Source organism: Variovorax rhizosphaerae, assembly GCF_037889975.1.
GTDB lineage: Bacteria > Pseudomonadota > Gammaproteobacteria > Burkholderiales > Burkholderiaceae_C > Variovorax > Variovorax rhizosphaerae.
In genome coordinates this window covers 184875-198060 of record NZ_JBBKZT010000008.1, presented here as the reverse complement: position 1 = coordinate 198060, position 13186 = coordinate 184875, and the positions used below count along the sequence as shown (strand labels likewise).

The window sequence follows — 13186 nt, the reverse complement described above, 5'->3', positions numbered from 1 at the left end:
GTGATACCTGCTCGTATCGCTGTGGTTTGCGCCTTGTCCTGGCACGAATGGCATCGATTTCATCTCGCGCAGCTGTTTGCCGGACAGCACTCTAAGGCTGCGTCATGACTCCGCCGGCTCGATCGGAATGCGCCGCTCGCGCACCGTGAGCCAGGCGCCGGCCGCGCCACAGGCCGCGATCATGCCCATGCCGATCAGCGAGACGTTGTCGGGGATGTGCGAGAACATGACCCAGCCGCCGAGCATGGCGAAGGCGATCTGCGCGTAGAGGTAGGGCGTGAGCGTCGAAGCCGGTGCGCGTTGGTAGGCCAGGATCAGCAGGAAGTGGCCGACGGTGCCGCCGAGGCCCATCATCAGCAGCAGCGCCCACCACTGCCACGAGGGCAGCGCAGTCCAGACGAAAGGCAGCGGAATCGATGCGATCAGCGTGCCGACCCAGCCGGTGTAGAAGTGCATGGTCAGCGGGTTCTCGGTGCGCGCGAGCTTGCTGGTCAGCACCTGGAAGCAGGCATTTGTGAGCACCAGGCCGATCGGCAAGAGGATGGCCCAGCTGAAGGTGCCGCCGCCCGGGCGCAGGATGACCAGCGTGCCGGCAAAGCCGCCCGCGACCAGCGCCCAGCGCAGCGGCGACACATGCTCCTTGAGCGTGGTGGCGGCCAGCAGCGTGACGGCCAGCGGCGCGATCAGCACGATGGCGGTGAATTCCGCCAGCGGCATGTAGCGCAGGCTGAGGAAGGCAAGCACGCTGGTGACCAGCAGCAACGCGCCGCGCAGCACCTGGTAGCCGGGCTGGGCGGTGCGCAACAGCGTGGTGCCGTGCAGCGGCAGCAGCACGGCGGTGGTGGCGACGGCCTGAAAGGCATAGCGGAACCACACGCCCATCAGCACCGGAACGGCGGTGACGGAAATCTTGGTGGCGGTGTCGAGCGTGGCAAAGCAGGCGATGGCGAGCAGCACCAGGCCGATCGCGCCGAGGATGCGCTCCGACTCGCGGTCACGCTGCGGCTGCGGCTGCGGCACGCGTGGCGTGGCGGCGGACAGGTTGACGACTTCGCCCGTTGCCTGACCCCCTTCGAGCGGCTCCGTGCCCTTGACCGGCCGCGCTGTCGCGATTGCCGTGCGCTGGGGCGCGCTCACTGGATTCTGTCTTCCAGCAACTCCCAGACCGGCGTGAGCTTGCCGGGCAACAGGGGGAGCTTGCCGAGGTCGATGTGACTTTCGTCGGGGCTGTGGAAGTCGCTGCCGCGCGAGGCCGCGAAGCCGAATTCGAGTGCCTTGTCGGCGTACTCGACGTACTCGGCCGCGGAGTGGCTGCCAGTGACGACTTCGATCGCCTGGCCGCCATGGGCCTTGAATTCGAGGAACAGCGCGTATTCCTCGTTGGCGGTGAACTTGTAGCGGCCCGGGTGCGCGACCACGGCGATGCCCTTGGCGGCGGTGATCCAGTGCACCGCGTCCTTCAGCGTGGCCCAGCGGTGCGGCACGAAGCCGGGCTTGCCCTCGGTGAGGAACTTGCGGAAGACCTCGTGCGTGTCCTTGCAGTGGCCGTTCTCGACCAGGAAGCGTGCGAAGTGGGTGCGCGAGATCAATTCCGGGTTGCCGACGAACTTGAGCGCGCCTTCGTAAGCGCCATGGATGCCGACCTTGGCCAGGCCTTCTGACATTTCCTGCGCCCGTTCGCCACGGCCGCCGCGCGTCGCGATCAGGCCCTTCTTCATGCCTTCGTCGTCCGGGTCGAAGCCGAGGCCGACGATGTGCACGGTCTCGTTGGCGAAGGTGACGGAGATCTCGGTGCCGGTGAGGTACTTCATGCCGTTGGCATGGGCCGCGGCGCGGGCGCGGTGCTGGCCGCCGATCTCGTCATGGTCCGTCAGGGCCCAGAGTTCGACACCGTTGGCCGCGGCGCGCTCGGCGAGCGCTTCGGGGGTCAGGGTGCCGTCGGATACCACGGAGTGGCAATGAAGATCGGCGTTGAGGATGGAGGGCACGCTTCGATTCTATTTCGGATCGAATGAGCGTGCAGGGCGCATGGCCGCTATGCCATACGCTATGAAAAATATAGCAATGAAGGGCCGTGCACTGGCGATTTCAGCGCTTCTTGCGCAATGCGAGCCAAGCCGCGAGGCCGGTGAAGCTGGCGATGATGGCCACCACGATCCAGAAGCCGTGCTTGTGTTCGGCCAGCGGGATACCGCCGACGTTCATGCCGAAGAGGCCGGCCATGATGTTGATCGGCAGCGCCAGCACCGTGACCACGGTCAGCACGAACAAGCTGCGGTTGTTGTCCTCGTTGACGTTGGCCGCGATTTCCTCCTGCAGCAGCTTGATGCGTTCCTGCAGGGCCTGCATGTCGTGCAGCACGAGGGAGAACTCCTCGGTCGCGCTGCGCAGCTCGTCCGCGTCGTTGCTGGTCATCCAGGCGGGCGGACGCTGCAGCAGGCGGAACAGGGCGGCCGGCTCGGGCGCCAGAAGACGTTGCAAGCGCACCAGCAGTCGGCGTTGCGCGCCCAGGCGCACGCGCTTGTGGTCGAGGCGGCCGGCGAGTTGCTTGTCTTCGATCTCGTCGATGCGCGTGGTGACGTCGCGCACGATGTTCATCAGCACCTCGGCCTGCGTGCGCAGCAGGTGCTCGAGCAGTTCCGTGGTGGAGCGCGGCGCGTCGCCCGCTTTGACCGCCGTGCGCAATGCGTCGACCGAGCGCAAGGGCTTGGTGCGCGCGGTGACCACGAGGCGCGGGCCGACGCCGATCCACAAGGTCGAGATGTCGGAGGGTTCGAAGCCGAACTCGAAATGCAGGTCGTTGATGACGGCCACCAGCGCATCGTCGGCGCGCTCGATGCGGGTCGAATGCAGGCCGTCGCGCAGCGCTTCGTAGAAGGTGTCGGGCAGGGCGGCGTGGCGGATGAGCCAGCGCTCGGCCTGGGCATGGCTGAGGTTGAAGTGCAGCCAGAGGTAGGCGCCGGTTGGCGCTTGCGCCGCCGCGCCAAGCCATTGCGCGGCTCGCGCCGAATCGACTTCGAGCGACGGCTCGCCCGAGCTGGCGTCGAAGAGATAGCCGCAGATCAGGCCGGCTTCATCGCCGCCGTAGTTGGCGGCGGCGAGTTCATGGAACAGGGGCAAGGCGGGACGACATCAGAAACGTTGGGTGAAGAGCAAGTGCAGCGAGCCCGACGGACGCACGGACGGCGGCGGCGTTGGGACTCCAGCCATGTCCGGGGCTGCGCAACATGTTCCGGCAGGCTGCCCAATCCTCTCGCCGCAGCGTGACGGTACGGTGACAGTGGTGTGACGGCGGGCGTTTGCGGCCTTGTCTGTCATCAATCGGTCATGCGGCGCCATCAGGATGGTGCATCGGCGCGCCCTGTGCGCCTGCGACTTTCCGGAGAAACCGCCATGACGACGATGCCCGCCACCCTGCAAGACCACGATGCCCTCATGGACCGCATCGCGCGCGACCTGATCGACAGCTACGACGAAGAACTGGAACTGGAGATCGAGGACCGCGAGATCGACGAGGACGGCGCGCCCGTCGGCACCGACAAGGCCGCGCGCCAGCACTACTTCAAGGAACTGTTTCGCCTGCAGGGTGAACTGGTCAAGCTGCAGGACTGGGTTCAGCACACGCGGCAGAAGGTGGTGATCCTGTTCGAGGGGCGCGATGCGGCCGGCAAGGGCGGCGTGATCAAGCGCATCACCCAGCGGCTCAATCCGCGCGTGGCCCGTGTTGCCGCATTGCCGGCGCCGAACGATCGCGAGCGCACGCAGTGGTACTTCCAGCGTTATGTGTCGCATCTGCCGGCCGCGGGCGAGATGGTGCTGTTCGACCGCAGCTGGTACAACCGCGCCGGCGTCGAGCGCGTGATGGGCTTCTGCACCGACGAGGAGTACGAGGAGTTCTTCCGTTCGGTGCCGGAGTTCGAGCGCATGCTGGTGCGATCGGGCATCACGCTGATCAAGTACTGGTTCTCCATCACCGACGAGGAGCAGCACATGCGCTTCCTCGGCCGCATCCACGACCCGCTCAAGCAATGGAAGCTGAGCCCGATGGACCTGGAAAGCCGCCGCCGCTGGGAGGAATACACCAAGGCCAAGGAGATCATGCTGGAGCGCACGCACATCTCCGAGGCGCCGTGGTGGGTGGTGCAGGCCGTGGACAAGAAGTCCGCGCGGCTCAACTGCATCACGCACCTGCTTGGGCAGCTTCCGTATGAAGAGGTGCCGCATGCACCCGTGGTGCTGCCGCCGCGGGTGCGCAATGCGGACTACCTGCGCCAGCCGGTGCCGGCGGAGATGTACGTGCCGGACATCTATTGAGATTGAGCAAATCCTTCCGGTGCAATCCGGAGCAAACGCCCGTCGTTCGGGCGCGGCGTGCTATCCGAACCATAGCGGAACGCCGTTGAGGCGCGGAAGCTGCTACGGTGGGCATGTGGCGCGTCGATCTTCTTCCTCCGCCCTCACGCGGGCCTACCAGCGCAACCTCAAGGCGCTGACCAAGGCTGCGATGGGCACCAGCAAGCGCCTGGCGAAGCAGGTGGGCAAGGAAGTGGCGCGCGCCACCGAGCGGCAACTCAAGCCGCCACCCGGCGCCGGGGACTGGCTGACGGGCATGGCGATGGGGCCGGGCGGCACGCGCGGCTATCACCTGTTCAAGCCGCACATGGCGATGGCCCCCGGCGAAAAGATGCCGCTGATGGTGATGCTGCACGGCTGCGGCCAGACCGGCCGCGACTTCGCCGCGAGCACCCGCATGAACCGACTTGCCGCGCGCGAAGGCTTCATGGTGCTCTACCCGGAGCAGGACAGGCTGCACCATCCCCAAGGCTGCTGGAACTGGTACGACACGCGCTCCGGCCAGGCCGACCGCGAGGCCGCGACCTTGATGGCGGCGCTGGACCAGGTCAGCCTGCTGTACCCGGTCGATCGCGAGCGCGTGGCGGTGGCGGGGCTGTCAGCCGGAGCAGGGATGGCGGCGCTGTTGGCCACGCGCTATCCGACACGCTTCGCCGCCGTGGCCATGCACTCCGGCGTGGCGCCGGGTGCGGCGCGGTCGAGCGCAACGGCCATCGGCGCGATGAGCGGGCGGCGCGTGCCGTTGGTGCCGGCTGTGGCTGTTGGCAAGGCCTTCGGCGCGGCAGCGGTGGGCACGACGCTGCCGCCGATGCTGGTGCTGCATGGCGACCACGATGCGGTGGTCGCGGCCAGCAACGCGGCCAATGCGGCGGCGGTGTGGGCCACGGCCACCGGCGCGCGGCCGGGTGTCGAGCGGCTGTTGCAACGCGGGAAGCGCTATCCGGCGCGCGTGACGGACTTCAAGCGATCGGGGCGCATCTGCGTCACGCTGTACCAGGTCGAGTCGCTGGGGCATGCGTGGAGCGGTGGCGCGTCGCGGCTGGCGTTCAGCGATGCGGGTGGGCCGGATGCGTCGAAGCTGGTGTGGGCGTTTGCGGCGCGGGCCTTCAGGGGCGGTGCGCCGCGCACGCCGGTGCTGTAAAACATCCGCCGTGGATGCCACTCCAGACAACAACCCGCCGATCTGCATCGACCTTCACCTGCCGACGGATGCCCTGCATGGCGCGGTCCATTCGGCCATCGATTCCTTCCGTGCGGTGAACGGCATCGCGCGCAGCCGCGATGGCCGCAACTTCGAAGGCGCGGTGGCGTGGCGTCTGTTCGATGAGCACGGCGTGCAGCTTGCGCTGCAGGCGCCCGTCTACCGTTCCGACGAGGAGTTGCGCTGGTCGACCGACCCGATGCGCGTGCGCGGCACTTTCATACCGCCGCTGGAGATGATCACGCTGCCGCAGTTGATGCAATGCGTCGAAGCCAATGCGCCCACCGTGAAGCGGCTGCGCGCCGCGATGGCGGAAGGCCACTTCATCTGTGCCGTGGGCACGGGAGTCTGGCTGGTGGCCGCGGCGGGGCTGCTCGATAAATTGAGCGCGCCGGTGCAATGGGGCTATCAGTCGGGCTTTGCGCGCGCCTTTCCGGCCGTGGATATCTCCAATGACGAGATGCACCGTGCCGCCGATCGCATCCTCTTGGCCAGCACGCCGGCGTCGACACATGCCTGCGTGCTGGGGTTGCTGTCGATCATGGGCGCGGACCCGCTGGCGCAGGCCACGCGCGAGAAGCTCCTGTTCGACCCGGCCCGCCAGTTCGTGGCGTCGCGCATCCCGCTCGACAAGGTCAGCGGCATCACGCGCGACAGCCCGTTGTATCGCGCGGTGCAGTGGATGTCCGCGCATGCCGAGCTGTCCTTCACGATCAAGGACGCGGCCGTGCATGCGGCGGTCAGCGAACGGACCCTGGCCCGGCTGTTCCAGCAGCACTTGGGCATCTCGCCGCATGACTTCCTGACCGACATCCGGATGAAGCGCGCGCAGATGTGGCTGGAGGTGACGCTGCGCTCCGTCGAGGAGATCGCGCATGACTGCGGCTATGCCGACGTGTCGGCCTTCCGTCGCGTCTTCAAGGGCCGGTTCGGCCTGACGCCGATGGCGCACCGCACCCGCTACACGACGCGTGCGCCGCGTGCGCGCTGGAAGCTGGAGCAATTCGAAGACGACAAGCCGCCTGGCTGAGCGTCGCATCCGACTGCGCGAGCGCTGTCCGGATCTGCACCGACGTTGGCTGTTTTTCGCCCCCCTGCGAGCGGTCGGCTTCCTACAGTGGAGCCACCCCAAGCAACCCCGGAGCGAACCTCATGGCCTACGCTGATTCAGGCGGCATCAAGATCTATTACGAAGTCCACGGCGAAGGCCGTCCCATCGTTTTCGTGCACGGAGGCGGCGGCAATTCGCTCTCGTGGTTCCAGCAGGTGCCGCACTTCGCCAAGGACTACCGCGTCATCACGGTGGACTTGCGTGGCTTCAAGAATTCGAAGTGCCCGGACGCGCAGGTGCATCCGAAATACTTCCCCGACGACATGCGCGCCATCCTCGATGCGGAGGGCATCGACAAGGCGGCCTTCGTTTGCCAGTCGCTCGGTGCGTGGGCGGGCTTGCCGCTCGCGGCCAGGCACCCGGAACGCGTGGCCGCGCTGGTGCTGACCGGCTCGCCGACGCCGGCGTACTCCGAGGAGAACTGGAAGGTGCTCTACGAATCGGGCGAGCGCTTCATGAACCGCGCGGGCCGCGGCGTGGCGACCGGCTTCCTGGCGCCGCACTTCATCGAACGTCACCCCGAGATGAAGTTCCTCTACGACCAGATCCGCGTGCTCAATCAACCCTTCGACGCGCGCCGCATGCAGGACGACGTGGTCAAGGTGCATCCGCAGGACTTCGCCGGGTACCAGGTGCCGACGCTGATGATGGGCGGCGCGCTCGACTTCTTCCTCACGCCCGACAGCCACAAGCATGTGGCGACGCTCATCCCCGGCGCGGAGCTCTACGACTTTCCGCAATCGGCGCACTCGGCTTACTTCGAGGAACCCGAGCATTTCAATCGCGTCGTCGGCGAGTTCTTCGCGCGTCGCCATCCGGCTTGATCACACACCCAAGGAAATCATCATGTTGAATCGACGCAATTTCGTGGCTGCCGGCGCCTTGCCGCTGTCGATGGCACTGGGCATCAAGCCGTCCATGGCGCAGGCGCGCTATCCCACCAAGCCGATCCGCTGGCTGGTGCCGTCGCCGGCAGGCTCGCCGATCGATGCCATCGCGCGCAAGCTCTCCGAGTTGCTCGTGACGCGCCTGGGGCAGCCCATCGTCATCGACAACAAGCCGGGTGCGGTCGGCTCGATTGCTGCCGCTGAAGTGGCGCGTGCGTCAGCCGATGGCTACACCTTGCTGTTCACCACCGGCGACCCGTTGATCGGCGCGCTGGCGGTGCTAAGTTCGCTGCCTTATGACCCGCGCAAGGACTTCGCCTTCATCAGCAAGGTCGCGGCCAACGGGCCGGTGCTGGTGGCGCATCCCAGCGTCAAGGCCAACAACCTGGCCGAGTTGATCGCGGGCATCAAGGCAGGCGGCGCCATGCCCTACGGCTCATGGGGCCCGGGCACCTTGCCTGCGCAGGTCATGGAGTCGATGGCGCGCCAGGCCGGCGTGAAGCTCACGGAGGTGCCGTACCGCGGCTCCCCGCCTGCGCTGCAGGACGTGTTGGGCAACCAGATTGGCATGACCTTCACGGGGCCCAATCTCGCGGCGCCGCTGATTGCCGACGGCAAGCTGAAGGCACTCGCCGTGGTCGGTCCGCGCCGCTCGCCGTTGTTGCCCAACGTGCAGACCTTCGCCGAGGCGGGCTTCAAGGGCTTCGTGTTCACCAACGAGATCTGGGCCGGGCTGGTGGCGCCGGCAAAGCTCGACCCTGTGATTCGCGACCAGCTTTCGGAGGCGGTGCAGGCCGCGGTGCGCGAGCCCTCGTTGCAGAAGTACCTGGCGGAGGCCGGCTTCACGGCCATCGGGAATTCGCCATCGGAGTTCGCGCAACAGTACGCGGCGGAGGTCGCGGTGGTGCCGCCGCTGATCCGGGAGATGGGGGTGACGCCGCAGTAAACGAAACGCCCGCCCGTGGCGACAGCCAGGGGCGGGCGAAGCTGAGTTGCGGGAGGAGGGTCAGTCGACAGAGACTTTCACGCGCTTCAACACTTCGGCATAGCGGGCGCGGTCACCCTGCATCAGGTCCGTCACCTGCTGCGCGGGGCCGGGGCTGGCGATGAAGCCGAAGGTCGCGAAGCGCTCCTTCACGTCGGGCTGCACGAGCGCATCGTTGACGGCCTTGTTGATCTCGCCGACGGTGGCTGCGGGCGTTGCGCGCGGGGCCATCAGCGCGACCCATGTGAGTGCATCGATGCCCTTGGGGGCGCCGGCTTCGGCAAGCGTCGGCACGTCGGGCATGGCCGGAGAACGCGCGCTGTCGGCAATGGCCAGGAAGCGCAACTTGCTGGAACGCACGAGCGGGCCGGCGGTGGCGATGCTGCCGAAGGCCCAGTCCACCTCGCCGGTCGATACGGCCGCGTAGAGCTGCGACGTTTCCTTGTAGGGCACATGGGTCATCTCGACGCCCAGGGCGCCTTCCAGGCGCGCCGAGGCCAGGTGGATCGGGCCGCCCACCGCGTTCGAGCCGTAGGTGATCGGCTTGCCCTTGCCGGCCGTCGCGGCGAGCAGGTCCTTCAAGGTCTTGAACGGACCATCGGCACTCACCGTGATGAAGAAGGCGGTCTTGTAGAGCAGCGCGACCGGGGTCAGGTCCTTCTCCGGGTCATAGGCGAGCTTCTTGAAGATCAGCGGGTTGATCGACAGGTTGCCGACGTCCGTCACGACCAGGTCATTGCCCGTGGGCGGGGCGCTCTTCACGACGTTGATGGCGACGACACCCGCGCCGCCCGGCTTGGCATCGACCACGACGGCGCGGCCCCACTTGGCCTGCATCTTCTCGGCGATGACGCGGGCCACCGTGTCGGGGCCGCTGCCGGTGGGCAGCGTGCTGGTGATGCGCACCGGGCCAGGGCTCAGGCCCGCGGGGGCTTCTGCGCTGGCGGCCGAGGCCAGGGCGAGGAGGGCGATGGCGAGAAGGCTTTTGCCGGTCATGGCTTGTCTCCTTTTGTTCTTTGCTTCAGGCTTCGTCGACGATCGCATTGCGCAGCACGCCGAGGCCTTCGATCTCGACTTCGCACACGTCGCCCGGCTTCATCCAGACCTGCGGCTTGCGCGCCAGGCCCACGCCCGAGGGCGTGCCGGTGATGATGATGTCGCCAGGCTGCAGCGCCATCGCTTCGGAGCAGGCCGACACCAGCGTGGCCACGTCGAAGATCATGTCGCGCGTGTTGGCGTCCTGCAGCACCCTGCCGTTCAGGCGGCAGGTCAGTTGCAGGCCCGATGCGCCGGCGGGCACTTCGTCCGCGGTGACGAACTCCGGGCCGAAGGAGCCGCTGTTGTCGAAGTTCTTGCCCAGCGTCCACTGATTGGTGCGCAACTGGTAGTCGCGGATGGAGCCGTCGTTGAAGAGCGAGTAGCCGGCGACGTGATCGAGCGCCTCTTCCTTCGGGATGTAGCGCCCGCCCTTGCCGATCACGGCGACCAGTTCGGCCTCGTAGTCGAACTGTGTCGACACCTTGGGACGCTGCAGCGGGGACTCATGGCCGACCCACGAAGAGACGTAGCGCTGGAACACCACCGGGTGCTTCGGCGGGTCGAAGTTGTTTTCCGCGGCATGGTCGATGTAGTTCAGGCCGATGGCGAAGGCCTTGGCCGGATTGAGCACGGGCGGCAGGTACTGGAGGCCTGCGATCGGGCTGCGCGTGGTGGCGCTGGCGATGGCGTCGCGCGCGGCCTGCATGCCGGCCTCGCCCTGGCGCAGCAACTCGTCGAGCGATGCGGGCAGGCCGAGGGCGGTGAGGTCGACCAGCTCGTCGCCGATGCGGGCGCCCAGCGCCGGCTGGCCGTGGTCGTTGGTGAATGCGATGAATCTCATGGGGTGTCTCCGGTGGCGGTTTCGAATGGGGTGATGAAGTCGTTGGACATCGGCGTGGCTTTGCCGGTGCGCTTGTGTTGGGGCGCGCTGCTGGCAACGGGTTGGCCGGTGGCGGTCAGGAGCACATCGCCGACGGGCCATGCATCGCCGCGCCAAGCGACGTGCTGGTCAGGGCGGATCAACGTGTAGCGTGCTTCGTAGAGCTGCTTGATCACGCGTTCCTGCGGCTGCAGGACCTTGAGCGGGACGCCGGTCATGCGGGCGGCGGCCTCAGCTTGCGCGAGCACGGCAGCGTCCGCGTCGTGCGAGGCCAGCAGCGTGAAGCCGCGACCGAAGTGGTCGTAGAGCGACGAACCGTCGTGCAGCCAGGCATGCGGCGCCAGCGCACCGGGGCGCGCCGTCGGCACGTAGTTGAGGAAGTCGTGCGCGGGGGCCTCGGTGCCGTCCGGGACGATCACCGGCGAGCCGTCGTAGCGGTAGCCGAGCACCACGCCCAGCGTGTTGAACTCGCGCAGCTTGGCGACCGCGATGCGCTTGCCGACTTCGCTGCGCAGCCGTGTGCCGGCATCGGTCGCATCTTCCAGGCCTTCCTGCCAGAGCTGGTTGCCCAGCACCGAATGATTGGCCACCGCCTCGTCCATGACGAAGTCGTGCACGGGCCGGCGTTCCTGCTCGTAGCTGTCGAGCAGCGCCCGCCCGCCCCAGCCTTGCAGCACGGCCGCGATCTTCCAGCCCAGGTCGACGCCGTCGGCCACGCCCATGTTCATGCCGTAGCCGCCGAAGGGCGGGTGCAGGTGGCAGGCGTCGCCGATGAGGAAGGCGCGGCGGTCGCTGTACTTGTCGGCGATGAGGCGGCTGGCGACCCATTCGTCGGTGCTCAGCACCTCGATCGCCTGGTCGGCCAGGCCGGTGGCCTTGCGGATCAGCGCGGCGGCTTCGTCGTTGTTGAGCTTCTGGTCCGAGGCCATTTGCGTGGGCATGAAGAACCACTTGTCGCCGCTGTCCATCGGGCCGATGAGGCTCGGCGCGTCGCCGTTGATCTGCCAATACATGATGGCCGGGCCATGCGCGTGGGCCTGCGCCAGGCCCGGTGCGCGGAACACCACGTTGTAGTTGCGCGAGAGCCCGTAGGTGCCGTGCATCTTCGCGCCGATCGCGGTGCGCACCGTGCTGCGCGCGCCGTCGGCACCGACGAGGTAGTCGCAGGCGACTTCTAAGCTGGTTCCGTCCGCGAGGTTCTTCAACTGCGCGACCACGCCGCGGTCGTCCTGCGTGAAGCCCAGCAATTCGGTGCTGAAGCGCAGTTCCACGCAAGGCAGCGTCTGCACATGTGCGCGCATGACTTCTTCCACCGAATACTGCGGAATCCACTGCGCATGCTCGGAGTACAGGGGGTTCTTGCCCGGCGCGCAGTACATCGCGTTCTCGATGCGCGCGAGGGCCGGGCCATTCAGGCGGGTGCAGAAGACGATGTTCGACGGGTAGTCGACACCCAGCGGCGACGCGGCGCGCAGCTTGTCGGCAATGCCCCAGCGGCGAAGGTGTTCGCGGGTTCGCACATTGGTTGTCTTGGCGCGGGGCGCATAGCCGACGCGGTCGTTGCGCTCGATGAGCAGGCAGGGGATGTCACGCTGGCCGAGTTCGATGGCCAGCGCCAGGCCGGCCGGGCCGGCGCCGACGATCAGGATGCGAGGTGCTTGTCTTGTTTCCATGTCTTGTCTCCTTGGGGGTGAACGTGGGTCGTTCATCGGGCTGATGGACCGGATTGTGGAAACTGGAGCGAAATAACAAAAGATGGCAATATCGGTCGATCGATACCTGAAACGTATCGCAAGGCTCATCCGATGAAGTTGCACCACCTGCGCGACCTGCTGGCCGTGGCCGACCACGGCAGCCTGCGCGCCGCCTCCCGCGAGATCGGCATCGCCCAGCCCGCGATGACGCGCAGCATCCAGGAACTGGAGCGTGAACTCGGCGCGCCGCTGTTCGAGCGCAAGGCGCGCGGCATCGTGCCCACCGCCATCGGCGAGGCGTTCATTCGCCGAGCCCGCAGCGTCGACAACGAGCTGACGCGCGCGCGCGACGAGGTGGCGCAACTGCGCGGCCTGACCCACGGAAACCTGCGGGTCGCGATGTCGATGGTGCCGCACATGGCGTTGCTGCCGGATACGCTGCGGCCCTTCCGGCTGCGCTTCCCCGACGTGCGGCTGGACATCGTCGATGCGGTGTACCCGACCGTGGCCGCCGAGATGGCCGACGGCACCATCGAGTGCTACGTCGGCCCGGCGCCGGAGCTGCTGCCGGACGGCATGCGGGTCGAGAAGCTGTTCGACAACACGCGCGTGATCGTCGGGCGCAAGGGCCATCCGCTGGCGCAGGCGAAATCGCTGCGGGCGCTGGTCGACGCCGAATGGGTGACCACCTCGATCACCGAGCAGGCCGAGCACGAACTGGGGCCGCTGTTCGCGCAGCACGGCCTGCGCGAACCCACGCTGGTGCTGCAGGCGCATTCCGCGCTGACGCTGATCGTGGCGCTGCTGTACTCCGACATGCTCACGATGCTGCCGGTGCAGTGGATGCACTTTCCGCTGACGCGCGACGTGCTGCAGGTGATCGAGGTGGCCGAGCCATTGGCTGCACCGCCGATGTGCATCATCCAGCGCGCCGGGTTGCCGCTGACGCCTGCGGGCGAGTATCTGTGCGATCTGCTGCGGCGGGCTGCGGGGCATGTGGAGACAGGCGCGCCTGATCGGGGCGCATCTGCCTGATC

12 protein-coding genes are annotated in these 13186 nt (G+C 67.3%); 6 read left to right on the top strand and 6 right to left on the bottom strand.

The window, feature by feature from the left end; all coding sequences use genetic code 11:
• Positions 1 to 102 precede the first annotated feature (102 nt).
• From WKW82_RS18395 to WKW82_RS18385, 3 genes are all read right to left on the bottom strand, one after another.
• The gene (locus WKW82_RS18395) at positions 103 to 1041 is read right to left on the bottom strand and encodes a DMT family transporter (protein WP_422823525.1); all 939 of its coding nucleotides are present in this window, start codon (positions 1039 to 1041) and stop codon (positions 103 to 105) included.
• Positions 1042 to 1133: 92 nt separating this feature from the next.
• A complete protein-coding gene (locus WKW82_RS18390) occupies positions 1134 to 1988 on the bottom strand; it encodes a 3',5'-nucleoside bisphosphate phosphatase (RefSeq protein ID WP_340343761.1) in 855 nt (284 codons plus the stop codon).
• 100 nt (positions 1989 to 2088) lie between these two features.
• The gene (locus WKW82_RS18385) at positions 2089 to 3120 is read right to left on the bottom strand and encodes a transporter (RefSeq protein ID WP_340343760.1); all 1032 of its coding nucleotides are present in this window, start codon (positions 3118 to 3120) and stop codon (positions 2089 to 2091) included.
• Between the two features lie 282 nt (positions 3121 to 3402).
• Between WKW82_RS18385 and ppk2 the strand changes: the two genes are divergently transcribed.
• The 5 genes from ppk2 (at position 3403) to WKW82_RS18360 (ending at position 8498) form a co-directional block, all read left to right on the top strand.
• Positions 3403 to 4314, top strand: coding sequence for a polyphosphate kinase 2 (gene ppk2 / locus WKW82_RS18380; protein ID WP_422823524.1), 912 nt, complete (start codon positions 3403 to 3405; stop codon positions 4312 to 4314).
• A 115-nt stretch (positions 4315 to 4429) separates the two neighbouring features.
• Positions 4430 to 5494: an extracellular catalytic domain type 1 short-chain-length polyhydroxyalkanoate depolymerase gene (locus WKW82_RS18375; protein ID WP_340343979.1), complete on the top strand. Its 1065-nt coding sequence runs from the start codon at positions 4430 to 4432 to the stop codon at positions 5492 to 5494.
• 10 nt (positions 5495 to 5504) lie between these two features.
• The gene (locus tag WKW82_RS18370; RefSeq protein ID WP_340343758.1) at positions 5505 to 6584 is read left to right on the top strand and encodes a GlxA family transcriptional regulator; all 1080 of its coding nucleotides are present in this window, start codon (positions 5505 to 5507) and stop codon (positions 6582 to 6584) included.
• Between the two features lie 122 nt (positions 6585 to 6706).
• Positions 6707 to 7489 (top strand): alpha/beta fold hydrolase, encoded by a 783-nt coding sequence (locus WKW82_RS18365; RefSeq protein ID WP_340343757.1) that lies wholly within the window; start codon positions 6707 to 6709, stop codon positions 7487 to 7489.
• 22 nt (positions 7490 to 7511) lie between these two features.
• A complete protein-coding gene (locus tag WKW82_RS18360) occupies positions 7512 to 8498 on the top strand; it encodes a Bug family tripartite tricarboxylate transporter substrate binding protein (RefSeq protein ID WP_340343756.1) in 987 nt (328 codons plus the stop codon).
• 60 nt (positions 8499 to 8558) lie between these two features.
• On the opposite strand, the gene WKW82_RS18355 is transcribed toward WKW82_RS18360, so the two are convergent.
• Genes WKW82_RS18355 through WKW82_RS18345 form a run of 3 tightly spaced genes read right to left on the bottom strand, consistent with a single transcriptional unit; the run spans position 8559 to position 12128 of the window.
• Complete coding sequence (locus tag WKW82_RS18355; RefSeq protein WP_340343755.1) at positions 8559 to 9533, bottom strand: Bug family tripartite tricarboxylate transporter substrate binding protein; 975 nt, start codon at positions 9531 to 9533, stop codon at positions 8559 to 8561.
• Between the two features lie 25 nt (positions 9534 to 9558).
• Complete coding sequence (locus WKW82_RS18350; protein WP_340343754.1) at positions 9559 to 10416, bottom strand: fumarylacetoacetate hydrolase family protein; 858 nt, start codon at positions 10414 to 10416, stop codon at positions 9559 to 9561.
• A complete protein-coding gene (locus tag WKW82_RS18345) occupies positions 10413 to 12128 on the bottom strand; it encodes an FAD-dependent monooxygenase (RefSeq protein WP_340343753.1) in 1716 nt (571 codons plus the stop codon). Before WKW82_RS18345 ends, WKW82_RS18350 begins: the two co-directional genes overlap by 4 nt.
• Before the next feature lie 132 nt (positions 12129 to 12260).
• On the opposite strand from WKW82_RS18345, the gene WKW82_RS18340 reads away from it, so the two are divergent.
• A complete protein-coding gene (locus tag WKW82_RS18340; RefSeq protein WP_340343752.1) occupies positions 12261 to 13184 on the top strand; it encodes a LysR family transcriptional regulator in 924 nt (307 codons plus the stop codon).
• Positions 13185 to 13186: the final 2 nt, after the last annotated feature.